Origin of the sequence: Janthinobacterium sp. GMG1 (genome assembly GCF_034427795.1) — a bacterium.
Taxonomy (GTDB): Bacteria; Pseudomonadota; Gammaproteobacteria; order Burkholderiales; family Burkholderiaceae_D; genus Janthinobacterium.
In genome coordinates this window covers 151,043-175,031 of record NZ_JAXQNT010000003.1, presented here as the reverse complement: position 1 = coordinate 175,031, position 23,989 = coordinate 151,043, and the positions used below count along the sequence as shown (strand labels likewise).

At 67.2% G+C, this 23,989-nt stretch carries 20 protein-coding genes and 1 pseudogene; 10 read left to right on the top strand and 11 right to left on the bottom strand.

All coding sequences use genetic code 11. The annotated features are described in order from the left end of the window. Positions 1-47: 47 nt before the first annotated feature. From SJI03_RS09630 to SJI03_RS09615, 4 genes are all read left to right on the top strand, one after another. Positions 48-2,234, top strand: a complete 2,187-nt coding sequence (locus SJI03_RS09630; protein ID WP_322427005.1) for a type I secretion system permease/ATPase — start codon at positions 48-50, stop codon at positions 2,232-2,234. Continuing rightward, on the top strand, positions 2,231-3,574 hold the full coding sequence (locus tag SJI03_RS09625; protein ID WP_322427004.1) for an HlyD family type I secretion periplasmic adaptor subunit: 1,344 nt from the start codon (positions 2,231-2,233) through the stop codon (positions 3,572-3,574). Before SJI03_RS09630 ends, SJI03_RS09625 begins: the two co-directional genes overlap by 4 nt. Continuing rightward, on the top strand, positions 3,564-4,937 hold the full coding sequence (locus tag SJI03_RS09620) for a TolC family protein (protein ID WP_322427003.1): 1,374 nt from the start codon (positions 3,564-3,566) through the stop codon (positions 4,935-4,937). Before SJI03_RS09625 ends, SJI03_RS09620 begins: the two co-directional genes overlap by 11 nt. A 103-nt stretch (positions 4,938-5,040) precedes the next feature. Continuing rightward, positions 5,041-5,538 (top strand): VOC family protein, encoded by a 498-nt coding sequence (locus SJI03_RS09615; protein WP_099401867.1) that lies wholly within the window; start codon positions 5,041-5,043, stop codon positions 5,536-5,538. Here the strand turns inward: SJI03_RS09615 and SJI03_RS09610 are convergent. From SJI03_RS09610 to SJI03_RS09600, 3 genes are all read right to left on the bottom strand, one after another. Further along, entirely contained in the window at positions 5,535-7,958 is a 2,424-nt protein-coding gene (locus SJI03_RS09610; RefSeq protein WP_322427002.1) for a TonB-dependent siderophore receptor, read from the bottom strand. The two genes, SJI03_RS09615 and SJI03_RS09610, sit on opposite strands and share 4 nt — an antisense overlap. A 135-nt stretch (positions 7,959-8,093) precedes the next feature. Further along, positions 8,094-9,056 carry a FecR domain-containing protein gene (locus SJI03_RS09605; protein ID WP_322427001.1) on the bottom strand — a complete coding sequence of 321 codons (963 nt, stop codon included), beginning with the start codon at positions 9,054-9,056 and terminating at the stop codon, positions 8,094-8,096. Continuing rightward, positions 9,053-9,559, bottom strand: coding sequence for a sigma-70 family RNA polymerase sigma factor (locus tag SJI03_RS09600; RefSeq protein WP_099376865.1), 507 nt, complete (start codon positions 9,557-9,559; stop codon positions 9,053-9,055). The genes SJI03_RS09605 and SJI03_RS09600 overlap by 4 nt, the downstream gene beginning before the upstream one ends. A gap of 256 nt (positions 9,560-9,815) precedes the next feature. Here SJI03_RS09600 and purT point away from each other — a divergent pair. From purT to SJI03_RS09585, 3 genes and pseudogenes are all read left to right on the top strand, one after another. Then, positions 9,816-10,969, top strand: a pseudogene (gene purT / locus SJI03_RS09595) (formate-dependent phosphoribosylglycinamide formyltransferase). Then, positions 10,969-11,406, top strand: coding sequence for a DUF6678 family protein (locus tag SJI03_RS09590; RefSeq protein ID WP_322427000.1), 438 nt, complete (start codon positions 10,969-10,971; stop codon positions 11,404-11,406). The pseudogene purT and the gene SJI03_RS09590 overlap by 1 nt, the downstream one beginning before the upstream one ends. Before the next feature lie 16 nt (positions 11,407-11,422). After that, positions 11,423-12,160, top strand: a complete 738-nt coding sequence (locus SJI03_RS09585) for a hypothetical protein (RefSeq protein WP_322426999.1) — start codon at positions 11,423-11,425, stop codon at positions 12,158-12,160. Here SJI03_RS09585 and SJI03_RS09580 read toward each other — a convergent pair. The 6 genes from SJI03_RS09580 to SJI03_RS09555 are packed head-to-tail and all read right to left on the bottom strand — an operon-like array spanning position 12,147 to position 16,860. Then, positions 12,147-12,836: an ABC transporter permease gene (locus SJI03_RS09580; RefSeq protein WP_322426998.1), complete on the bottom strand. Its 690-nt coding sequence runs from the start codon at positions 12,834-12,836 to the stop codon at positions 12,147-12,149. The two genes, SJI03_RS09585 and SJI03_RS09580, sit on opposite strands and share 14 nt — an antisense overlap. After that, the gene (locus SJI03_RS09575) at positions 12,833-14,134 is read right to left on the bottom strand and encodes a glycosyltransferase (protein ID WP_322426997.1); all 1,302 of its coding nucleotides are present in this window, start codon (positions 14,132-14,134) and stop codon (positions 12,833-12,835) included. Before SJI03_RS09575 ends, SJI03_RS09580 begins: the two co-directional genes overlap by 4 nt. Beyond that, the gene (locus SJI03_RS09570; protein WP_322426996.1) at positions 14,128-15,015 is read right to left on the bottom strand and encodes a hydrolase 1, exosortase A system-associated; all 888 of its coding nucleotides are present in this window, start codon (positions 15,013-15,015) and stop codon (positions 14,128-14,130) included. The genes SJI03_RS09575 and SJI03_RS09570 overlap by 7 nt, the downstream gene beginning before the upstream one ends. Further along, positions 15,012-15,869 carry a hydrolase 2, exosortase A system-associated gene (locus tag SJI03_RS09565; RefSeq protein ID WP_322426995.1) on the bottom strand — a complete coding sequence of 286 codons (858 nt, stop codon included), beginning with the start codon at positions 15,867-15,869 and terminating at the stop codon, positions 15,012-15,014. Before SJI03_RS09565 ends, SJI03_RS09570 begins: the two co-directional genes overlap by 4 nt. After that, entirely contained in the window at positions 15,866-16,111 is a 246-nt protein-coding gene (locus SJI03_RS09560) for an acyl carrier protein (protein ID WP_322426994.1), read from the bottom strand. Before SJI03_RS09560 ends, SJI03_RS09565 begins: the two co-directional genes overlap by 4 nt. Next, positions 16,090-16,860 (bottom strand): hypothetical protein, encoded by a 771-nt coding sequence (locus SJI03_RS09555; protein WP_322426993.1) that lies wholly within the window; start codon positions 16,858-16,860, stop codon positions 16,090-16,092. The genes SJI03_RS09560 and SJI03_RS09555 overlap by 22 nt, the downstream gene beginning before the upstream one ends. Before the next feature lie 185 nt (positions 16,861-17,045). Between SJI03_RS09555 and SJI03_RS09550 the strand changes: the two genes are divergently transcribed. Genes SJI03_RS09550 through SJI03_RS09540 form a run of 3 tightly spaced genes read left to right on the top strand, consistent with a single transcriptional unit; the run spans position 17,046 to position 21,837 of the window. Further along, positions 17,046-18,644, top strand: a complete 1,599-nt coding sequence (locus tag SJI03_RS09550; RefSeq protein ID WP_322426992.1) for an acyl-CoA ligase (AMP-forming), exosortase A system-associated — start codon at positions 17,046-17,048, stop codon at positions 18,642-18,644. After that, positions 18,641-19,897: a pyridoxal-dependent decarboxylase, exosortase A system-associated gene (locus SJI03_RS09545; protein WP_322426991.1), complete on the top strand. Its 1,257-nt coding sequence runs from the start codon at positions 18,641-18,643 to the stop codon at positions 19,895-19,897. The genes SJI03_RS09550 and SJI03_RS09545 overlap by 4 nt, the downstream gene beginning before the upstream one ends. Then, complete coding sequence (locus tag SJI03_RS09540; RefSeq protein ID WP_322426990.1) at positions 19,894-21,837, top strand: asparagine synthetase B family protein; 1,944 nt, start codon at positions 19,894-19,896, stop codon at positions 21,835-21,837. The genes SJI03_RS09545 and SJI03_RS09540 overlap by 4 nt, the downstream gene beginning before the upstream one ends. On the opposite strand, the gene SJI03_RS09535 is transcribed toward SJI03_RS09540, so the two are convergent. Then, positions 21,746-22,681 carry a polysaccharide deacetylase family protein gene (locus SJI03_RS09535; protein WP_322426989.1) on the bottom strand — a complete coding sequence of 312 codons (936 nt, stop codon included), beginning with the start codon at positions 22,679-22,681 and terminating at the stop codon, positions 21,746-21,748. The genes SJI03_RS09540 and SJI03_RS09535 overlap by 92 nt on opposite strands. Continuing rightward, entirely contained in the window at positions 22,678-23,964 is a 1,287-nt protein-coding gene (locus SJI03_RS09530) for a putative O-glycosylation ligase, exosortase A system-associated (protein ID WP_322426988.1), read from the bottom strand. The genes SJI03_RS09535 and SJI03_RS09530 overlap by 4 nt, the downstream gene beginning before the upstream one ends. Positions 23,965-23,989: the final 25 nt, after the last annotated feature.

Genomic DNA, 23,989 nt, shown 5'->3' with positions numbered 1-23,989 from the left:
TGACCCGCCACTGCCCGGCTGCGCCATTGAATTTCTGATATTGCCCGATGACAGTCCTCTCCTACCGTAACGATCCGCCACCGATTGAAAAAACCGCGCCCGACACGGGCTTGCTGTCACTGCTGCTGATGGCCAGCCTGCACGGCATCGCCGCCGATGGGGCCCAGCTCAAGCACGCCTTCGGCCAGGCCGTGTTCACGCGGCAAACCGTGCTGCTGGCCGCGCGGCAACTTGGCTTGACGGCCAAACTGGTGCGCCAGGCGCCCGCACGGCTGGCGCAAGCGCCGCTGCCCGCCATCGCCATCGATAGCGCCGGCCGTTTCTTTATCCTCGGCAAGGTCGAGACGGACGACGACGGCGTGAGCAAGGTGCTGGTCCAGCATCCGGGCCAGCCGCCACAAATCCTCGGCCGGGCAGCCTTCCTTGCCGCCTGGACGGGCGAATTGATCTTTTTCACCAGCAAGGCCAGTTATGCGGGCGAAACGGCCCGTTTCGACTTCAGCTGGTTCATCCCCGCCATCGTCAAATACCGCAGGCTGCTGGGTGAAGTGCTGCTCATTTCCTTCGTGCTGCAGCTGATCGGCCTGGCCACGCCCCTGTTTTTCCAGGTGGTGATGGACAAGGTGCTGGTCAACCACGCCATGAAAACCCTGCACGTGGTGGCCATCGGCCTGATCTGCGCCATCGTCTTCGAAGCCGTGCTGGGTCTCATCCGCACCTATGTTTTCGCGCGCACCAGCAGCAAGATCGACGTGGAACTGGGCGCGCGCCTGTTCCGCCACTTGCTGGCCTTGCCGATCGCCTATTTCCAGGCGCGCCGCGTGGGCGATTCCGTCGCGCGCATCCATGAACTGGAAAACATCCGCTCTTTCCTCACCGGCAATGCCATGACCCTGGTGCTCGATTTGCTGTTTTCCTTCATCTTCATTGCCGCCATGCTGTGGTACAGCGCGGCGCTCAGCGTCGTCGTGCTGGCCTCGATTCCCGTCTACGCGGCCCTGTCGATGCTGCTCACGCCCGTGCTGCGGGGCCGCCTGAACGATAAATTCAACCGCAGCGCGGAAAACCAGTCTTTCCTGGTCGAAACCATCAGCGGCGTCGACACGCTCAAGGCCATGGCCGTCGAACCGCGCTGGCAGCAGCAATGGGAAAAGCAGCTGGCCGGCTATGTCTCGGCGGGTTTGTCGGCAAATAACATCGGCATGCTGGCCAGCGGCGGCGTCACCCTGGTCAGCAAGCTGGTGACGGCGGCCATCATGTGGTGGGGCGCGACCCTCGTCATCGACGGCAAGATGACGGTGGGCGAACTGGTCGCCTTCAACATGCTGGCGGGGCAGGTGGCCTCGCCCATCCTGCGCCTGGCGCAGCTGTGGAACGATTTCCAGCAAGTGGGCATCTCGATGAGCCGGCTCGGCGACATCCTCAACGCTAGGGTGGAAGCGGGCAGCCAGAAGGCGCGCCTGCCGCGCATCGCCGGCGCCATTGAGTTCCAGCAAGTGGGTTTCCGCTACCGGCCCGATGTGGCCGAAGTGCTGCGTAATGTGTCGATCGCCATCGCACCCGGCGAGGTGATCGGCATCGTCGGGCGTTCCGGTTCCGGCAAGAGCACCCTGACGCGGCTGGCGCAGCGCCTCTACATTCCCGAACGGGGCAAGGTGCTGATCGACGGGCAGGATATCGCCGTCATCGACACGGCCTCGCTGCGGCGCCAGATCGGCGTGGTGCTGCAGGAAAATATACTGTTCAACCGCTCCGTTCGCGACAACATCGCCTTGAGCGACCCGGCGCTGCCTATTGACGCCGTCATCGCCGTGGCGAAACTGGCCGGTGCCCACGATTTCATTTGCGAATTGCCAGAAGGCTACGACACCATGGTGGGCGAGCACGGCACGGGCTTGTCCGGCGGCCAGCGCCAGCGCATCGCCATCGCCCGCGCCCTCATCGGCGATCCGCGCATCCTGATCTTCGACGAAGCGACGAGCGCGCTCGACTACGAATCGGAAAAAATCATCCAGGACAATATGCGCGGCATTTGCGCGGGGCGCACGGTGCTGATCATTGCCCACCGCCTGTCGGCCGTGCGCGAAGCACACCGCATCGTCGTCATGGAGCGGGGGCAGGTGGCCGAACTGGGTACGCACGACGCGCTGCTGGCGCAGCCGGGCGGCATCTACGCCCATCTGTACAGCCTGCAGCAGGGCACGAGCGGGAGCGCAACAGGGGACGCAACATGAGCGCCGGCCACCGCCTGGCCGCGTATGGCGAGCTGTTGCAACGCTACGGCCAGGTGCTGCGGCACAGCTGGCGTAACCGCGCGGCCTTGAGCGGCCCCGTGCTGAGCGAAGACGAGGCGGCCTTTTTGCCGGCCGCGCTGGCGCTGCAGGAGCGGCCCGTGTCGCCATCGTTGCGCCTGACGGCCAGGGTGCTGATGCTGCTGGTTGCCTGCGTGCTGCTGTGGGCGGTCTTTGGCCAGGTCGACATCATTGTCAACGCGGCCGGCAAGATCATTCCATCTGGTAATAGCAAGACCATCGCCTCCGTCGATGTGGCGGCCGTGCGCGCCCTGCATGTGCGCGAGGGGCAAGCCGTGCAGGCGGGCCAGCTGCTGGTGGAACTCGACAGCCGTGGCCCGGACGCCGAGCGCGACAAGGCCGCCGGCGATGCCGTGGCGGCCGCGCTGCAGATGGCCCGCTCGCGCGCGCTGATCGCCGCCATCGACAGCTTGACGATGCCAAGGCTGGCGGCGCCCGATGGCGCCTCCGCCGCCCAACGTGAGGAAGCGCAGGGCCACCTCGATGGCCAGTATGCGAGTTTCCGCGCCAGGCTGGCGCATCTCGATGGAGAAATCGCCCGCTACGCCCAGGCGCTGCCGCTGGCGGCACAGAGGGCCGGCGACTACCAGGCGCTGCTGGCCACGCGCGACGTGGCCGAACACGCGTGGCTGGAAAAGGAACAGGCGCGCATCGACCTGGCCGGCCAGCTGGCGTCGGCCCGCAGCGAGCGCGCGGCCCTGGTGGCGCAAACGCGCAAGGATGCCTACGACGCGCTGACGGAAGGGGCCAGGGTGGCGGCGGCCAGCGGCCAGGATGCGCGCCGCGCCGGCGCCCGCGGCAGCCTGCTGCGCCTGACGGCGCCCGTCGATGGCACGGTGCAGCAACTGAAGCTGCATACGGTGGGCGGCGTCGTGCCGGCCGCGCAGGCGCTGATGCAGATCGTGCCGCGCCAGGGCAGGCTGGAAATCGACGCCGTGCTGGAAAACCGCGACGTCGGCTTCGTGCAGGAAGGGCAGATGGTCGCCATCAAGGTCGACGCCTTCGACTACACAAAGTATGGCACCGTGCCCGCCGTCGTCAGCAGCGTCTCGCGCGACGCCGTCGAGGATGAAAAGAAGGGTCCCGTGTATGCCGTCAGGATCACGCTGCAGCAGCCATCCATCGTCATCGACGGCAGATTGGTGCCGCTGTCGGCTGGCATGGCCGTGCGCGCGGAAATCCGCACGGGGACGAGAAGGGTGATCGAATATGTGCTCTCGCCGCTGGTGCAGCATCAGAAGGAGGCGCTGCATGAACGCTAGATGCAGCGTGATCGCCATCAGTTTGCTGCTGGCTGGTGCTGCGGCGCGGGCGGACGAACTCGATGCCGCGCCTTGCCCGTCCGCGTATGAGGCTGGTGTGCTGCTGACTGTGCCATTGACCCTGCCGGCGGCCGTCGACCTGGCCCTTTGCCGCAACGCGCAAGTGCACGGCGCCTGGGCCGGCATCCGCTTGCAGGCGGCCGGCCTGGGCGAGGCGAAGGCCGCCTTTTTGCCGACCCTGAATGCGGGCCTGGGCCGGGTGCACGACCGCACGGCCTATCCGGGCGCCAGCACGCCTTCCGGCAGTTTGAACAGCAATACGGGCTCGCTGAACCTATCCTGGCGTTTGTTCGATTTTGGCGGACGCGCGGCGGGCCAGCGCTCGGCGCAAGCCGTGCTGGACGCGGCGCTGGCCAACCGCGACGCCGTGCTGCAAAAAATCCTGGCGGCCACCGTCAGCGCGTATTTCGAGGCGCAGACGGCGCGGGCAAATGTGCGGATGCGCCAGGACTACGCGGCCTTGGCAAATGAAACGGTGCTGGCCACGCAGCGCCGCGCCCAGCGGGGCCTCGGCTCGCACAGCGACACACTGCAGGCGACGAGCGCGCTGGCCAAGGCGGCCCTGGGCGCCAGCCGCGCCGATGGCGAGTTCCGGAAGGCGCGCGCCGTGCTCGTCTATACGCTGGGTTTGCCGGCGGAGGCGGACGTGGTGCTCGACGACGATGCGGCCGAATCGGCGGCGGGCCTGCGTGATGGTTTGCAAGATGAGTTGCACACCTGGCTGGCGCTGGCCCAGGCGCGGCATCCGGCCATCGTGGCCGCGCAGGCGCAGCTGGCAGCCGCGCGCGAACGGGTGGCCGTGACCGAGTCGGAAGGCCGGCCCAGCATCGACCTGACGGCGAATATCTACCAGAACGGCCGCCCCAACCAGGGCTTGTCCGCCGCCTCCACGCGCGAAACCCTGGTGGGTATCTCGCTCAACATCCCCCTGTTCGACGGTTTTGCGCGCCATTACAAGGTGCGCGGCGCGCTGGCGCAGGCCGGGCAAAGGGAAGCCGAGGCGCAAGACGTAAAGCAGCAGACCCTGATGGAGCTGGTGAAAACGCATGCGGAGGCGAGCACGGCCTTGGCCAACCTGACCGCCTCGCAAACGTGGCTGGACGCGGCGCGCGATGCCCAGACCAGCGTGCAGCGCAAGTTCGGCCTGGGCGCGGCCGATATCCTGGAAATGCTGAACACGCAGTCGGCGCTGCTCGAGGCGCAGCAGGAGCGCATTCGTTGCCAGGCGGAATGGCGTTCGGCCCGGTTGCGCCTGCTTGCCAGCGCCGGCGTGCTGGGGCGGGAGGCTATTCCTGGACGGTAGCCGGTTCAAAACAGGCTGAAAACAGGCGCGATTCGCGCGCCATGCCGGCGCAATTGCGACTATATTAGAGACGCTAATCCACACACCGGACTAGGGAGACATCATGCACAGCGTACAAAAGATTACCCCATGTTTATGGTTCAACGGCAACGCCGAGGCGGCGGCCCGGTTTTATACGGAGATTTTCCCCAATTCGAAGATCGGCCAGATCCTGCGCTACGGCGAGGAGGGCAAGGAAATCCACGGCCAGGAGCCGGGCAGCGTGCTGACCGTAGCGTTTGAACTGGACGGCCAGACGTTTACGGGGCTGAACGGCGGCCCCCTGTTCCAGTTTTCCGAAGCGATCTCGTTCCAGGTCAATTGCGACACCCAGGACGAGGTCGATCACTATTGGAACCTGCTGTCCGAAGGCGGGCCGCCGGAAGCGCAGCAATGCAGCTGGCTCAAGGACAAGTTCGGCGTGTCCTGGCAAATCGTGCCCACGCTCATGATCAAGCTGCTGACCGACCCCGATCCCGTCAAGGCCCAGCGCGTGATGAAAGCCATGATGGGCATGAAAAAAATCAACATTGACGAGATCAAGCGGGCGTACGCCGGTTAGAAGCTGGCCCGCAAGGTCAGCTGCGCGTTGCGCGGATCGCCATAGTAGCCGCTGCCGTACAGACCGTAGCCGCTGTAATAGCGCTTGTCGAAGACATTATTGATGTTCAGCACGGCACTGAGCCGCTTGCTGAACTCGTAGCGCGCCATCAGTCCCGCCACGCCAAAGCTGCCTTCGTCGGCGCGCGCCGGCACATCGCCTGCCAGGACGGTGTGGTAATACGTCCGGCCTTGCCAGTTGACATTGCCGCCCACGCTCAAGCGGCGCCAGTCGCCGCCCAGGCGGTAGCTGGTCGCCAGTTTGACGCTGCGTTCGGGACGCGTCGTATCGATGCGCTGGCCATCCTTGTCGCGCGGGCGGCTGAACGTCGCTCCCGCCTGCACCTGCCAGCCGGGCAACAGCTGGCCGGCCACTTCCAGCTCCACGCCGCGCGTGGTGGTGCCGTCGATCGGGCGGTAGACTTCCCGTTCGTTGGCGTCCGTGCCCACGTAATCGGCCAGATTGTCTTGCTGGATGTGAAAAATGGCCACGCTGGCGTTCAGCTTGCGCTCGAAAAACTCGCCCTTGATGCCGCTTTCCCAGGATTTGCCCGTGGTGGGCGGCAGCGCCCTGGCATTGGCGTCGCTGACCGATTGCGGCTCGAAGATGCTGGCATAGCTGAGATACGCGGAATACGTGCCGTTCAAGTCGTAGACGGCGCCCGCATACGGCACCAGCCGGTGTTTTTCCTTCGCGTCGTCGCGGCCCGTGCCGCCCCAACCGTAGATCAGGTCGCCCGTGCGTTCATAGCTGTTGAGGCGGCTGCCGACGATCAGCGACCAGCCATCGGCCGGCTTGAAACGGGCTGCGCCATACGCCGCATATTCCTTGAAGCTGTATTTTTGCGTCAGGCTGACAGCCATGCTGGCCGGCAGGGGCACGTTGTTGTTCCAGTGACGGTAATCGATTTCCACATTGCCGCCGCCATAGGCCAGGTAGTCGGACTTGCGGTGACTGGCGTTGACGCCCAGCACCAGTTCATGCTGGCGGCCCAGCCACTGGAATGGCCCCGTGGCGTACGCATCGAGCGAATTGCTGTCGATGACATAGGTTTTTGCGCCGCGCTGCACGGTGGCCAGGCCCGTGGCCGGGTCCGGATAGGGGCCCCAGCTGATGATATTCGCTTGCAACTGGTCCGTATCGCCTTTCCAGTGGCTCGCTTCCGCCTTGACTTGCCAGCCGTTGTCGAACAGGTGCTCGGCGGCGGCGAACACGCGCGTGCTGGTGCTGCCCGCATCCGTCCAGCGCGCGGCGGGGTTGAAGGCGCGCGCGAACCGCGTCCGGCTGCCGTCCGTGTAGAACAGGGGATTCTGGCCGAAGGACGAGCCCTTGGAATCGATTTTCTGGTAGTCGATGCCGGCCAGCACGCGCGTGCGCGGCGTTAGATCGGCCTCGATGACGCCGTAGACCACGCTCTTGTCCTGCTGGTAATGGTCGATGTAGGAGCCGTGATCCTGGTGCGCGGCCACCAGGCGCGCGCGCACGGAGCCGTCCGCATTCAGGGGACCGGAAACGTCGGCTTCCGCGCGGTAGCGGTCCCAGCTGCCGATGCCCGCCTGCGCATACGCCTGGAACTGGCGCGTGGGTTTCTTGCGCACGAGGTTGACGGCGCCGGCCGGGCTGCCAGCGCCGCTCATCAGGCCGTTGGCGCCGCGCACCACTTCCACCCGGTCGTAGATGGCCATGTCGCGGATGCCCAGGCCGTTCGAATTGGTGCTGAAATCAAAGGTGGGCACGCCGTCGTACTGGAAGCTGTTCAGGCTGAAGCCGCGCGCATAGTAGTTATAGCGTTCCGAATCGTCGTGCGAGACGGTCACGCCCGGCGTCTGCTGCAGTACATCGGCCAGGCTGAGGACGCCCTGGTCATCCATCTGCTGGCGCGTGATGACGGTCAGCGATTGCGGCGTTTCGCGTGGCGACAGGGTAAAGCGTGTGGCCGTGCCGGCCAATGCCGCCGCATACGCGCCGCTGCCTTCCGTTTCCAGCGCCGGCTCGCCACCGGCCGTGACCGTGATTTCGGCCAGTTGCTGCGCGCCATCAGCCGCCGCATTCGCCGACCTGGGCAGCGGGCGCAGGACGAAATCGTTGGGCGCCAGCTGCAGCGCCGCCAGGCCGCTGCCGGCCAGCAGCGCCTCGAGGCCGGCCGCGGCGCTGTAGTTGCCGGCCAGGCCGGTCGTACGCAGGCCGCGCACCTCGCTCGCCTGGTAGGTGAGCGTCAGGCCCGCCTTGCGCGCCAGCTGTTCCAGCGCCGCATCGAGCGGGCCGGCGGCGATCTGCAGGGCGTGCATGGCGCTGGCGCTGCTGGCCTGGGGTGGATTTTGCTGGGCCAGGACGGGCGCCGCACCAAGCAGCAGCAGGGCGCTGGCGACGGCGCCGGCCATGCGGGAACGCGCGGGAAGGGTTGGGAATGCCGGAAATGGCTGAGGGCAGGGCAGGAAAGAGTGGGTCATGGGTCGCTATCAGGTGGGTGGTATCAAGCTGTATGCCGTGCGGCCAGCCCGATCCCCTCATCTTTTTTACGCTTTTTTCAGCGTGACCCAGAAACGCGTGCGGTACACGGCCACGATGGGCTGCGTGTGCAGCAATACGCGCAGGACCCGCTCGGGATCGTCCAGCTGGAAGACGCCGGAAACGGGCAAGTGGGCGATGTCGGCGTCGCACAGCAGCAAGCCATGCCGGTGGCGCGCCAGTTCGGCTACCAGCTGGCCCAGTGGCATGTCGCGCGCGGCAATCACGCCATCGAGCCAGGCGGCCGGATCGTCATGGGCCGGCTCGCGCCAGATGCGCGCGCCATCCGTCAGGACGCTGTCGCCAGCCTGCACCAGCTCAGGCCGCACCGCGCCGGCAGCGGCCTGGAGCCGTACCGCGTGTTCCTGCACGGCCAGGCGCGTCAGCGTGCCATCGGCGCCAGCCGCGCGGCGCACCGTGAAGCGCGTGCCCAGCGCCAGCATGCGCGCTTCGCCCGTCTCGACGAGAAACGGCCGGCGCTGCGGGTCCGCTTGCGTGGTGATGGCAATTTCGCCATGCAGCAAGCTCAGCAGCCTTTGCGCGCCGTCAAAGTGCAGCCGGACGGCCGTGCCCGCATTCAGGTGCAGCAAGCTGCCGTCCGGCAGGCGCACGGCCAGGCGCTGCCCCGTGCCCGTGCGGTAGTCGGCGCGCGTGTCGATGGCGAACCAGGTGGCCGTGCCGGCAAAACCGATGCCGGCCAGTACTTTCAGCGCTTGGCGGCGCTGGCGGCGGCGCGCCAGGCTGGCGTCGAGCGTGGCGCGGCTCGCTTCCGGCGGCAAGCCCGAGAACTGGCTGCCGATGGCGGCGAGGCGTTGCCACGCCTGTTCGTGAGCGGGATCGGCATCGCGCCAGCGCTGCAGCGACAGCAGCGCGTCCGGCGTCGCGCCCTGCATCTGCAGGCGCACGGCCCAGGCGATGGCTTGCTCCACGGGGTCTTCCGGCAAGGTGGTGGCCGTCACTGGTAAGGTCACTGGAAATATACGCGGTAGCAGGCGCGCCAGGCGCTGGCCAGGTCGCGCTCGACGGTGGCCAGCGAGACTTCGAGCCTGGCGGCGATGGCGGGACCCGTCAAACCGTCCAGCTGGGCCAGCAAAAAGGCCAGCCTGGCGCGCGGCTTGAGGGCGTCGAGCGCCGTGTCGAGGCGCACCAGGGTGTCGATGATCAGCAGCCGCGTTTCGGGCGACGGCGCCGTCTGCTCGGGCAGGGCGGCCAGCGCCTGCAGATAGGCGTATTCCACGTCGCGGCGCCGGTAATGGTCGATCACCAGGCCTTGCGCGATGCGCGTCAGGTAGGCGCGCGGCTCGCGCAGGGCGGGCTGCGGCCGTTCGCGCCGCTGCAGCAGGCGCATGAACGTGTCGTGCGCCACGTCGGCCGCATCGGCGCCGCAGCCCAGTTTATGCCGCAGCCAGCCCTGCAGCCAGCCGTGGTGGGCGCGGTACAGGGTGGCAAGGTCGGGCGGTGCGGCTGGGTTCATGGCGGCAAGGACGATGATGGATGATAGTTAATTGAGAATCATTCTCAATTATTGCATCGACTGCCTGCGCTGGCAAGTGCCGCCGCCAGCGGCTGCACCGTTGCCGCGCCCTGTCCAAGTGGGCCGGCATTTGCTATAGTCCCAGCCATCTTTCCATCCGCCTACAGACACTGCCATGACCACTAGCACCATCACCAGCAGCACCATCGCGCCCCGCACCTTCGGCACGCCCCTGTCTTCCACCGCCATCAAGGTCATGCTGCTGGGTTCCGGCGAACTGGGCAAGGAAGTGATCATGTCGCTGCAGCGCCTGGGCGTGGAAGTGATCGCCGTCGACCGCTATCCGAATGCGCCCGGTCACCCGGTGGCGCACCGCTCGCACGTGTCGACATGAGCGACGGCGTGGCGCTGGCAGCCCTGATAGCCCTGGAAAAGCCGGATCTGATCGTGCCGGAAATCGAAGCCATCGCCACCGACACGCTGGCGGCGCTGGAAGCGGCCGGACAAATCACGTGCATCCCGAACGCGCGCGCGGCCGTGCTGACGATGAACCGCGAAGGCATCCGTACCCTGGCGGCGGAAACGCTCGGCGTGGCCACGTCGCCGTACCGCTTCGCCAGCAGCCTGCAGGAATTGCAGCTGGCATGCCAGGAGATCGGTTTCCCGTGCGTGGTAAAACCCGTGATGTCCTCGTCGGGCAAGGGCCAGTCCAAGCTCGATAGCGCGCAAGACGTGGACGCGGCGTGGGCGTATGCGGCCAGCGGCAGCCGGGTCGATACGGGCCGGGTCATCGTCGAAGGCTTCATCGACTTCGATTATGAAATCACCCTGCTGACGGTGCGCTTTGTTGCCGCCTCGGGCCAGATCGAGACGCAGTTCTGCGAGCCGATCGGCCACTTGCAGGTGCACGGCGACTACGTGGAATCGTGGCAGCCGGCACGCATGGCGCCGCTGGCTCTCGAGCGTTCGCGCGACATCGCGCGCAAGGTGACGGATAACCTGGGCGGCCTGGGCCTGTTCGGCGTGGAGCTGTTCGTCAAGGACGACATGGTGTGGTTCTCGGAAGTGAGCCCCCGTCCGCACGACACGGGCATGGTCACCATGGCCAGCCAGGTGCAGAGCGAATTCGAGCTGCACGCGAAAGCCATCCTCGGCTTGCCCGTCAACGTGGCCCTGCGTTCGCCCGGCGCCTCGGCCGTCATCTACGGCCAGCTGGAAGCGAAAGGCATCGCCTTCGAAGGCGTGGCCGACGCCTTGAGCGTGCCGGGCGCGGACTTGCGCCTGTTCGGCAAGCCGGAATCGTTCGCCCGCCGCCGCATGGGCGTGGCCCTGGCCACGGCCGACGATATCGACACGGCCCGCGCGCGCGCCGTGCTGGCCGCGTCCAAGGTCAAGCCGGTGGTCCGCTGATGGCAGAGGCCAGCCTGCCGCAGGCCGACGCCGGCGGCGAGGACATCAAGCGCAAGCTACGCGGCCACATCGCGCGGCGCAACCTGGCCGGCGCCGCCAACGATTGCAAGTGGAACGAACTGCTGGCCTTCATGCGCGGGCGCACCGACTGGGCGCCGTCGTACCGCTACGGCTCCGTCACCGGCCATGTCTCGCGCTGGGATACTGAATGGGATTACCACCCGCCGTTCCCGTTCATGGGCGTGGAGTGGCTGGACATCAGCCTGTATTCGGAAGAACACGTGGCCATGCTGCTGCCAAAAAAAATCATCGACCACGGCGTGTGGATCGTGCCGGAACTGGAACGCATCGGCTTCGATTTCGAAGTACGCGACCGGGTGGCGCGCATCTGGGGCTACTTGCCACGCTCGTATCACGATTTTCCTCCCGCCGACTAATTCAAAGAGTATTCTCATGCCTGAAAACGCTATCCCCCAAGTACCGCAACCTGACGACGCCGTCGTCGGCAAGGAAGCCGGCGCGCAGATGCTGGCCACGGCCTGCGCCGCGCGCGACGCCTTTTATGCCACCCTGGGCGCCATGGACGCCGACGTGCTGGCGCCGCTGGTCAACCCGGCCTTCATGGGCGGCCCGCGCTGGCCGTCGTTGCGCCAGGCCTGGAGGGTGATACGACGGAGTGATTCCATCCTCATCGCCAGCGATGGCTTGAGCGATCCGTTCGAGGATGATGACGACGTGTTCGTCCCGCGCGGTCACCTGCTGGAAGTGTGCATCGAGGCGCCGCTGTCCGCTTTCGACGGCAAGGAAGTGGCGCATTCCTGGCTCTTCGACCTCATTTACCAGGTCAGCCAGAACGTGGCTGACCACGGCTCCATCGATTTGCTGGTGCAGCGCCACGGCAGCGTGTCGATGGTGCTCGACTTGCAAGATGCACCAAAGGGACTGGAAGACGAAAACGAACAGGTGGGCGTGCTGCTGGCCCAGGGCGCAAGCACCATTCCCCCATCGTTCGCCACGCCGTATGGCGAAGTGATGCTGCTCACTCTTACCGTGCTGCAGCCGGCCGAACTGGCGTACATCAGCGAAGCGGAAGACAAGGCGCAGTCGCGGCGTGACCTGGTCGCGGCGCTGGCCGCGTCCCCGACGGCGCATCTGAGCGTGGCCCGGCGGCCAGCCGTCATTCCCCGCTAGGCAGTTCGACCGGCGCCACGGCCGGTTCTGTCGGCGCTTCCTTTGCTTGCATGACGGCGGGCGGCGGCTCTTTCCACTTGCCCGCCGCCTTCAGCTTGTTCTTCAGTCCCGGCAGCGGAAAGCCCAGCGCGTAGGCTTTTTGCGCGTGGGCGCTGGCCTTCTCGTATTCCTTCTTTTTGACATACATCAGGCCCAGGTTGTACTGGATGGTGGCCTGCTCGGGCGCCAGGCGGCTGGCCGCGTCCAGCTGTTCCAGTGCCGTCGCGTCCTGGCCCGTGGACAGCAAATAGCTGCCGTACACCATGCGCGCCGTCACGTCGTGCGGCGCGAAGGCGATGGCCCGTTCGAAGTAGCAGCTGACCGTGTAGCGGGCGCCCACCGGCTGCGCGCTTTTCAGCCGCAAGCCCAGTTTCGCCATCGAGGCCAGCGCCCGGTGGTGATTCGGAAAGTGTTCGAGCGTGTAGCTGATGTCGCCGCCCAGGCTGCCCGTCATGCCTTGCGTGAGCGTTTCCACGGCGCGCGAAAAATGGAATTTCTCTACCACGGACAGGCCGGCGCGGTCTTCCGCGCTCGTGTAGTCGCCGCCCGGCGTGTGCCTGACGTAGGGCGGGCACGCGGCGGCGCCGGCGCTGGCGCAGCAAACGGCGAGGGCGCAGGCTAACAGGGGATGCTTCATGTCGGGCTCCTGTGACTGACCTGGTCCAGCAAAGCGGCCAGGGTGTTGCTGCGGGCTTGCCGCGATTGCAGGGCGATGGCGCCGGGGCTGGCCAGCGGCGCGCGGCCCTGGCGCGCCAGTTCCAGGAAGCGCAGCAGCGCGCGCGCGCAGTCGCCGCTGGACGCCAGCTGGCCGATGGTGTCGATGCCGCAGTGGCGCAGCTTGGCCGCGCTGTCGCCCGCCAGGTCGGTCAGCGCCAGGATGGGGCGGCGGCAGCGCAGGTATTCATACAGCTTGGCGGGAATCTGTCCGTTGCAATTGGCCGCCTGCAGCAGCAGCAAGCCGTCGGCGGCCAGCATTTCCTGCAGCGCCGCGTCGTGCGGCTGCAAGGGTTCCAGGCGTACCAGGTCGAGGATGCCGTATTTCACCAGCAGGCTGGCCAGCCACGCATCGTGGCCCGTGGCGCGCAGCACCAGCTGGAAATTGCGGACATGCAGCATGCCATCACGGCGCAGCCGGGCCAGCGCTTCGAACAGCGCTTGCGGATCGCGCTCGGACGGATAGATCACGCCGCTGTGCAGCAGCAAAAAGCGGCTGCGCTGGCCCGTGCGCTCAGGGCGGTCTGCATAGCCGTCTTCATCGTAACCGTTCTCGATCAGGTGGAAACGTTCGTGCCCCACCTGCGCCAGGCGCCGCCGGTGCGCGTCGATGGCGCCCGGCGTGGTGCAGACGATGGCCGCGCTGCGCGCCGCGATGCGCTGTTCGAGCCACGCATGCATGCGGTGCAGGCGCGGCTCGGGGGGATAGGGCGCCAGCGGGTCGCTGTCGTCGAGCATGGGGTCGCGCTGGTCGGCGATCCACGGCAGGCCGCTGAGTTTTTGCAGGGTCAGCGCGATCAGGTGCGCCGTGGCGATCGGATACGTCGACCAGATCGCGTCGGGGCGGTATTGCCGGATCATGCGCAGGCCGGCCGGCACGGCGCTCAGCCACCAGGAACTCCAGCGGTCGGGCAGCGCCAGGCAGCGCGGATAGCGCCCGGCGATGGAGAAATGGCGCGCCGCGTCCAGCGCCAGGGTGCGCCGCACGGTGGCTTGCGCGCCGAGCTGCGCCAGCTGCGCGTCACCCCGCTGCGCATACGCGCTGGCGCCGGGACTGAGCACCAGCGGCTGCCAGCCGCGGTCGGGCAAATGGCGTGCAAAGCCCAGGGTGCGCAGGATGCCGCTGCCGCCGGCCAGCGGCGGGAAATGGTAGGCGACCATCAGCACGCGTTTTGGTCGGGCCGCGTTCGGTCGGGCCGCGTTCGGCGAGGTTTTTACCATGACTGCAGCCACCGCGCGCACCGCTGTTCCACTTCGCCGCGCCAGGCGGCGCTGGCAAATGTGTGGTTGGCCCCATCGACCTGCGCCTGCGTCCATTGCGCGCGTGCCGTGACGGCGCGCCAGGCAGGATCGCCATCGAGCAGGGATTGCCACTCGCGCGCGCCCAGGTCGTCGCCGCTGAGGATCAGCAGCACCTTGCCCTGGAATTGCGCCAGCGCCCGCAGCAGGGCCGGCGCGGGCGCGTCGTCTTCCAGCGGGTCCGCTTCCTGCGTGGCGGCCGCCACCTGCCGCAGCGACGCCAGGCTGGCGCCCAGCTGCAATCCGCCGCTGGCCAGCTTGCGCCAGAAACCGCCTTGCAGCAGGCGTGGCAAATAGTAATGGCGCAAGGTGGCGCGCGCCAGGCCGGCGCCGCTGCGCACCCACGGATTGAGCAGGATCAGGGCTTTGACGCGCGCGTCGCGTGGCGCATGGCAGGCGGCGGCCGTGGCGCCATCGCACAAGCCCCACAGCGCTACTTCGCGCAAGGACGGCACGGCGTCGAAGAATTGCGCCAGCGCGCCGGCGATGTCGGGACCGGCGGCGCGGTAGTCGCGCGCGCTACCCTCGCTGTCGCCCATGCCGCGCAAGTCGAAACGCAGCACGGGCCAGCCTTGCGCGGCCAGCGCGCGGGCCAGCAAGACGAACTGGCGGTGGCTGCCGATTCTGTACTGCGGCCCGCCCGTGACGATCAAGACGCCGTGCGGACCTGGGGCATCTGGCAGGCTGAGGATGCCGGCCAGGCGCGCCTGCGCCTCGTCGTCTTCGGCTGCGCTGCGAAAGCGCAGGGCCAGTTCGCGCACGGCGTGTCCGGCGAGGTGCTGCTGCCCGCTGTCGCGCTTCATGGCGGCGTCCTTTCCGCGTCGAGCCAGTCGCGGCATAGCGCACGCGTGGAGTCCAGCAGTTGCGGACACGCCAGCAGCTCGCCGCTGTGCCAGAACGGCCCGTCGCCAAAGGTGGCCACGTGCACGGCGGCGCCGTGGTCTCGCCATTGCCGCGCGAGTGATGGCAGGGGTGCGGCTGTCTGTGCCGGCGCCTGGTAGTCGAGCCAGTAGACGGGCACGGAAGGCTGCAGCGTGGAGGCGCTGACACCATCGATGGCCTGCGCCAATTCGGGCGCCAGCAGGTAGCCGGCCACTTCCACAGGTTCGCCATTCGCCAGTGTGGCGCGCGCCTGGCCGGGCGCTTCCTGTGAGTCGCCAGCCAGCATGCCGGTCGCCAGGCGCAGGCGCAGGAAGCGGTCGATGCTGCGCCGTCCATCGAGTTCCGGTTGCCACAGCAGCAAACGCGCCAGGGGCAGCGGCGCGCGGCTGGCGAAATCGAGGGCCAGCAGGGCGCCCAGGCGCAAGCCCCATACGCTCAAGGGGCCGTCGACGCGCTGCGCCAGCCACGCGCAGGCCAGGTGCAGGTCGTTGTGCCAGATGTCCCAGCGCGCTTCGTTAAAATCGCCGCTGCTGTCGCCGCAGCCGAACAGGTCGATCTGCAGCACGCTGTAGCCGGCGGCGGCAAAGGCGCGCGCCTGCGCGGCGGCCACGTGGCGGCTTTTATTCAGTTCCTCCGCGAACGGATGGACGTAGAGGATGCCGCCGCGCGCGGCCTGGCCCGGCGGCGGCAGGTGCAGCAGGCAGTAGCGCTGGCCGCCGCTGGCGGGCAGGAAGAAGGGCAGCAGCGGCAGCGCGTCGATGGCGGCGCGGTTCATGTTCGCAGCTTTGCAAACACAAAATCGTGCAGGGTGCCCACGGTGGCGAAGTGGCGCGCGTGAATGTCGTCGTCGGCGACAATGATGCCGAAATGGTCTTCCAGCGCGGCGATCACGCCGATCACGGCCATCGAGTCGAGTTCCGGCACGCTGCCCAGCAGCGGCGTGTGGCTTTCCAGCACGCGCCCGTTCAAGCCCAGGGTGGTGTCGAGGATGTGCTTTACTGCTTCAAGATGCGGCATGTCAGCTCCAGGGAAGGGTAGTGCGGCAGGCGGCTGGTATCGAAGGCCAGGCAGGGGATGTCGTCAGGGCGGCGCGACAGGTGCAGATACGGCGGCAGGCTGGCGGCCATCCATTGCCAGCGCCCGCAGCGCATGAAGGTGGCCGTGCCCAGCGCATGCGTGCCCAGGCGCGCATGGGCGCCCAGCGAGGCGCGGTTGAACCGCGAGATGCGGCTGCACGACCAGCGCACTCCCTGTGCGTGGAGTACGGCGTTGGCTTCTTCCCACAGGCGCGCGAAAACCAGGCCACCGCGCTGCTCGGGATGCACCCACACGTCCAGGTCCCACGACGACTGGTGTGAGGCCAGCGCATAGCGGGCGCGCACCTCGTCTTCCTGGCAGCCGTGGCGCAGCAGCCAGATCCAGCCAGCCATGCTGTCCTTGCCAGCGTCGTGCGAACTACGCGCCACCAGGCATTGCGCGCCTTGCCGGTAGCGTTCGCGCAGCGCGCCGGGCCGGCGCTCGGGACCGGGCGGCAAGTCCGCTTCCGTCAGGCAGGGCGTGACGCTGACCGACTGGCCGCGCCCGCGGCACAGCGAACCGGGCGCCACGGCCTGTGCCACAAATTGATAACGGTACAGCGCGCAGCGCCCGCCGGGCACCATCGCCAGCAGCCGCGCCACGGCCAGCCAGGCGCTGTCGCGCCAGCCCAGTTGATGGAGGCTGGCGGCCAGCCGTTGCAGCAGGGGAAATTGCGGGGACAGGGCCATGGCGGTAACGGATGGGGCGGCTATGCGCCAACGCTGTCCATTAGAGCGCAGCGGCCAGCGACGGTCTTGCGCCGGCTCAAGCTGTGTTGCTGAAACTGTTAATTGATCAAAATCAAGACCGCTGTGGCCGTTTGTCTGAATCATAGGGGGATGCATGGCAATCATGGCAACCCGGGGATGACACGATGGCGACACTGATACACGATCTGATCTTCGAAACGGCGCAGCGCACCCCCCACGCGCCGGCCCTGTCGTGGCAAGGCGCGGAGTTGAGCTATGCCGCGCTGGCGCAGTCCGTGCGCGAGGCGGCCGCCACCTTGCTGACCCTGGGCTTGCAGCGCGGCGCGCGCGTGGCCGTGTACCTGGAAAAACGCCCGGAAAACGTCAGCGCCATGTTTGGCGCGGCGGCCGCTGGCGGCGTGTTCGTGCCCGTCAATCCGCTGCTCAAGCCGGATCAGGTGGCGTATATCCTGGCCGACTGCAACGTGGCCATCCTCGTCACCTCGCGCGAACGCCTGGCGCAGCTGGGCCCGGCGCTGGCCGCCTGCCCGGACTTGCGCACGGTGCTGCTGACGGGCGAAGGCGAGGCGCAATCGAGCCTGGGCAAGATACGGCTGCTGCCGTGGAACGCCGTGCCTGTCGCTGGCGCGCCCTCGGCCCAGCCGCACGGGGCCATCGACATCGACATGGCCGCCATTTTATATACCTCGGGCAGCACGGGGCGGCCGAAAGGCGTGGTGCTGTCGCACCGCAACATGCTGGCGGGCGCGCTCAGCGTGTCGGGCTATCTGCGCAACACGCCGGAAGACCGCATTTTGTGCGTCCTGCCGCTCAGTTTTGATTACGGCTTGAGCCAACTGACGACGGCCTTTGCCAGCGGCGCCTGCGCCGTGCTGATGAATTATCTGCTGCTGCGCGATATCGTCGAAGCCGTCGAGCAGGAAGCCATCACGGGCCTGGCCGCCGTGCCGCCCCTGTGGGTACAGCTGTCGCAACTGAGCTGGCCCCTGTCAACGCCCTTGCGCTACATCACCAATTCGGGCGGCGTCATGCAGAGAACCACGCTCGACCGGCTGCGCCAGTCGCTGCCGCGCACGCAGGTCTACCTGATGTATGGCTTGACGGAAGCGTTCCGCTCGACCTACCTGGCGCCGGAACAGCTGGAGCGGCGCCCCGATTCCATCGGACAAGCGATCCCCAACGCGGAAGTGCTGGTGTTGCGTCCGGACGGCAGCACGTGCGACGCCGACGAGCCGGGCGAGCTGGTGCACCGTGGCGCGCTGGTGGCGCTCGGCTACTGGAACGATGCGGCGCGCACGGCCGAGCGCTTCAAGCCGCTGCCGCCCCAGGCAAGCGGCCTGGTGCTGCCGGAACTGGCCGTCTGGTCGGGCGACACCGTGCGCCGCGATACGGAAGGCTATCTGTATTTCGTGGGCCGCAGCGATGACATGATCAAGACCTCCGGTTACCGGGTTAGCCCGGCCGAGATCGAGGAAGTCGCGTATGCAAGCGGGCTGGTGGGCGAGGCCGCCGCGCTGGGTTTGCCCCATGCTGTGCTGGGCCAGGCCATCGCCTTGCTCGTCACGCCCGCGCCCGGTGTGGAATTGCTGCGCGACAGCGTGCTGGCCGCCTGCCGCGCCCGCCTGCCCAGCTATATGGTGCCGCTGTGGGTGGAAATCCGCGACGGCGTGCTGCCGCGCAACCCGAATGGCAAGATCGACCGTCCCCTGCTGGCCAGGGAATTGGCGCGCGCGTATGCGGTCCAAACAGGAGATGCGGCATGAAGGACTTGATTCGCTCGAACAGCACGGAATTGCCGTCGCACTCACCGCTGCGCCAGTTCGCTGTGGATGGCGACATGCTGCAGATCGGCGGCCTGTCCTTGCGCTGGCTGGCCCAGCGGGTGGGCAGCACGCCGTTTTACGCTTATGAACGGGCGCACATCACGCGCCGCATGGCCGGACTGCGCGCCGCGTTGCCTGCTGGCGTGCATGTGCATTACGCGATGAAGGCCAACCCCATGCCGGCCGTGGTGCAGTGGCTGGCGGGCCTGGTCGATGGCATCGACGTGGCGTCGGGCGGCGAACTTGCCACGGCGCTCGATACGCCCATGGCGGCGGAGCGCATCAGTTTTGCGGGGCCGGGCAAGAGCGATGGGGAACTGGCGCGGGCCGTGGCGGCGGGCGTATTGGTCAATGTGGAATCGGGTGCTCAGCTGGAACGGCTGGCGCTGGCCAGTGAACGGCTGGGCGTGACGGCCAGGGTGGCCGTGCGCGTGAATCCCGACTTCGCCTTGCGCCGCACGGGCATGCGCATGGGCGGTGGCGCGCAGCCGTTCGGCGTCGATGCGGCCCTGGTGCCGGCGCTGCTGGGCCGCATCGGCCAGCTGGGACTGGATTTTCACGGCTTTCACCTGTATGCGGGTTCGCAAAGCCTGTCGGGGGCGGCCCTGGCCGAAGCGCAGGCCCTGAGCGTGCAGCTGGCCCTGCAACTGGCCGACAGCGCGCCATCGCCCTTGCGCACCCTGAATATCGGCGGCGGCTTCGGCGTGCCGTATTTCCCCGGCGACCAGGCACTTGACCTGGTCCCCGTGGCGGACGGTTTGCAGCGGCAGCTGGCCATCCTGGCCCCGGCGGCGCCTGGCGTGCGCCTGAACCTGGAACTGGGCCGCTATCTGGTGGCGGAGGCGGGCGTGTATGTGTGCAAGGTGCTTGAACGCAAGGTGTCGCATGGACAGGTCTTTCTGGTGACGGATGGCGGCTTGCACCATCACCTGGCCGCCTCGGGCAATTTTGGCCAGCTGATCCGCAAGAATTACCCGGTTGCCATCGGCAACCGGCTGCACGGCGGGGCGCGCGAGGTGGCGTCCGTTGTGGGGCCGCTATGCACGCCGCTGGACTTGCTGGCTGATCAAATGGAGATGGCGCGCGCCGAAGAGGGCGACCTGGTGGTGGTGTTCCAGTCGGGCGCGTATGGCTTGACGGCCAGCCCGACGGCGTTTCTCGGCCATCCGCTGCCGGCCGAGGTGCTCGTATGAGCGGCCTGTGCGGTTGGTTGGCGGCGGCGAACTGGGCTGATGCTGGCGGCACGGCGTCCGATAGCGGCGCGCCCACCGCGCTGGCAAGCATGGCCGCGCCCTTGTCGCGATTCGATGGCGCGCCGCTGGCCGCCAGCCTCAGCGAAGTGGGCGGCGTGGCCGTGGCTGCCATCGATGGCAGCCGCCATGTGTATCAGCAGGATGGCTTGCAGGTGGCCCTCTGGGGCCGGCCCGAGCTCGACGGCTCGGCCGACGACGTGGCGTGCCGCCTTGCAGCCCTGTGGCTGAGCCGGGGCGTGGCCGCTTGCGCCAGCCTGTCCGGGCCATTTGCGCTGGCCATTCTCGACGCCTTTTCCGGCTCGGCCCTGCTGGCAGTGGACCGCGCCGGCATGCATCCGCTCAGCTATGCGAGCAATGCGCAAGGGCTGTTCTTTGCCTCCTCGCATGACGCCTTGCTGGCCCATCCGTCCGTGCGGGGCGCGCTCGATCCGCAGGCGCTGTATCATTATTTGTTCTTCCACATGGTGCCCGGCCCGGCCACGGCCTATCTTGGCCAGCAGCGCTTGCTGCCCGGCGAATACCTGCATGTGCGCGGCGGCAAGCAATGCAAGGGCAGTTACTGGCAACTGGCCTTCCAGGAGCCAGGCACGGCGCGCACGCGTGACACTTTTGCCGCGAACAAGCAGGAATTCCTGCGCCTGCTGCGTCAGGCAGTGGAAAGCAGCCTCGGCGCGGACGGGGCGGACACAGGCGCGTTTCTCAGCGGCGGCACGGACAGTTCCACCCTGGCCGCCATCATGGGACAAGTGACGGGCCGGCCCGCGCGCACGTATTCCATCGGTTTTGACGCGCCCGGCTATGACGAAATGGCCTATGCGCGCCTGGCCGCCAGCCACGCGGGCAGCATCCACCACGAACGCTACGTGACGCCAAACGACGTGCTGGCCGCGATTCCCGCCATGGCGGCCATCTTCGACCAGCCTTTCGGCAATGCCTCGGCCATTCCCGCTTACTATTGCGCGCAGATGGCGCGCGAGGATGGCGTGACGCGCCTCTTGGGCGGTGACGGCGGCGATGAATTGTTTGGCGGCAATGAGCGTTATGCGCACCAGGCCTTGCTGTCGCAATATGAACGCTTGCCCGTCATGTTGCGCCAGGCCATCATCGAGCCGCTGCTGTTCCGCCAGCAAAGTGGCAAGCCGTGGCGCCTGGGCGACAAGGCGCGCCGCTACATCGAGCAGGCGAGCCTGCCGCTGCCGGCTAGGCTCGACAGCTACAACCTGCTGCTGCGCCATGGCTACCGCACGGTGCTGGAAGCGGGCTTTATCGATACCATCGATCCGGGCATGGCGCCCGGCTGCGTGAATGGCGCGTATTGGGAGCGGCAAGGCCAGGGCTTGAGCCAGATCAATGAACTGCTGGCCCTGGACATGCGCTTTACCCTGGCCGACAACGACCTGTTCAAGGTGCGCAAGGCCAGCGAGCTGGCCGGCGTGGAAGCGGCGTTTCCCTTCCTGCACGATGCGATGGTGGCATTCGCTGCGGGCCTGGCGCCGCGGGACAAGCTCGACGGCACGCGGCTGCGACCGTTCTTCAAGCGGGCGCTGGCGGAAATCTTGCCGCCGGCCATCGTGCGCAAGAAAAAGCACGGCTTTGGCTTGCCTTTCGGCCAGTGGCTGCATAGCCACGTGCCGCTGCGCGAGTTTGCGTTCGACAACCTGACGCAGCTGCGCGGGCGCGGCATCGTGCGGCCCGCCTTCATCGACGATCTGCAAGGGCGCTTGCTGGCGGAACACCCGGCCTATCACGGCACCATGGTGTGGCTGCTGCTGATGCTGGAACAGTGGCTCAGCCAGCATCCGGGCGCGCTGGGTGCGCTTGAAGGCGGTTTTGCCGCATGCGCCACAGAAACGCCAGGCGTCCTCGATCCCACGGCGTAAAACGGGGCAGCTGCAGCAAGTCGAGAGCCGCGCCGGGGCGCGCCACGCCCCAGTCCGTCGCGACGGCCGCCTTGAAACCGAGGCGTTTGACCATCGCCACGTGCGGCGCGCCATAATCGCGTCCGGCCTTGCCGTTCGGATACGCAAACAGGGTGACGGGCGCCTGGATCAAGCTTTCCAGCTGGCGCTTGCCGTGGGCGATGTCCAGCTGCGCCGCCCGCTCCGGCAAGGTCGATAAAATCGGATGGCTGGCCGTGTGCGCGCCCAGCTCCATGCCGGCCGCATGTAACTGGCGCAGCTGCGCCGTGCTCAGCATGGCTGGCGGGCTTGCCCTGGTGCCCGCCTGGCGGCGAATGGACATGGCCAGCTGCTGGCGCCGGGCAAACGGCAGGTATTTGAGCTGGCCCAGCAAGGTGGCGATGGTGGCCTGCCGCTGTGCCAGGCTGGCGATGGGGAAGGTTCCCAGGCCGTGTGTGCGCAAGTTCAGCACGGGACAGGATGCCTGGCGCACGGCGTCGATCACCGTGTCATTCCACATCTGCCCCCCGTCCAGGTAGCCCGTGGCGATAAAGAACGTGGCATGCAAGCCGTGGCGCTGCAGCAGCGGCAGGGCCACTTGCGCATTGTCCGCATAGCCGTCGTCGAAGGTGATGCAGGCGGCGCGCGGCGGCAAGCTGCCATCTTGCAGGCGCTGCACGGCCTCGCCGAGCGGCAGCGGCGTATAGAAACGTTTTATCAGGCGCAACTGGCGCTCGAACAGGGCCGCATCGACTTCGCCAGGAAACAGCGGGTCGGGCCGGGCCAGCACGCGGTGGTAGATCAGGATGGACAAGGTGGCCGTCATGGCTGCTCCGCGACGGCGATCCGGGGTTTGACTTGCCGAGCAGTTGAGGCCGGCGCTTGCTGCTCGACGATGATGCGCGTGGCGATCAGGGCGGCCATCAGGTAATACGGCATGTCGAAATACAGCAGGCTGAGGAAGGCGCCGCCCACGGCAAAGCCGATCAGGCTGGCCTGGCTCATGGTGGCCAGGCCCAGCGCCCAGCGCAGTTCCGGCTTGCCCCGCGTGCGGCGGATGATGGCGGCCGCCGTGCGCCAGGTGGCGATGCCCAGCGCCAAGTAAATCAGCAAGCCGACAAAGCCGTGTTCGCCCAGCGCCTGGAAATAAATGCTGTGCGCCGCGTGCACATCCATGGGGTTCGGCGCATAGCGAGCAAAGATGGCGGCGTCGGAAACGTCGAAGCCGCCGCCGAGAAAACGGTCGCGCGCCAGGTTCCAGGCCATGCGCCAGGCATTCAGGCGGCCCATGGCGGACACATCGTCCTGATACGTGTTGATGGTGTCCATGCGTTCGGCCCAGCGCTCGGGCATGAAGGCCAGCAACAACGGCGTGACCGCAGCGAGCAGCGCGCCCAGCACCAGCTTGCGGTCGCTCTTGATCCACATGAACAGGCCCATGGCGGCAATGGCCAGCAGGCCGCCGCGCGAATACGAGCCCAGCGCGGCCAGGGCCGACAGCAGCATGGCCCCGGACAAGCCGTGGCGCAGCCAGCGCTTGTCCGTGTTTTGCTGCAAATAATACATGAGGGGGATGGTGATGATCAGGGCCAGGGCCAGGGAATTGTTATCGCCAATAAACGTATCTTCCGGCCCCCACACCCGTTCCGTGCCGCCGCTGCGGATGGTGAAGATGCCGCCTTTCACGCCGTAGTAGCCGATCGAGCCCACCAGCACCCAGACGAGGCGCACGATATCGCGCCGCGTGCGTATCACCATCATCACGACAAAGCTCATCAGCATGATCTTCATGACCTTGTTCCACTGCACCCACGACGATTCGGGCAGCAGGGCGAACGGCGCCGTCACATTCATCCACGCGACAAACAACAGCAGCAGCACGCTGACGGGCGTGAGCGGCAGGTTCTTCGGTTCGCGCGTCATCACGAGGCCGAGCAGGGTGGCGATGGCGATGATGAAGGCAAATGGCATGTGGGTGGCGAAACCCCAGCCCTGCGTGTGCGGGTTCATGACGCTGACCCAGACCCACATCAGGCCGCCGATGGCAGGCGCCTTCAGGATGAAGGGCAGCGAACCCAGGATGATGACGGTGATTAATATGTCGCGCATGAAGGGGAACGCTCCTGGTTGTGCC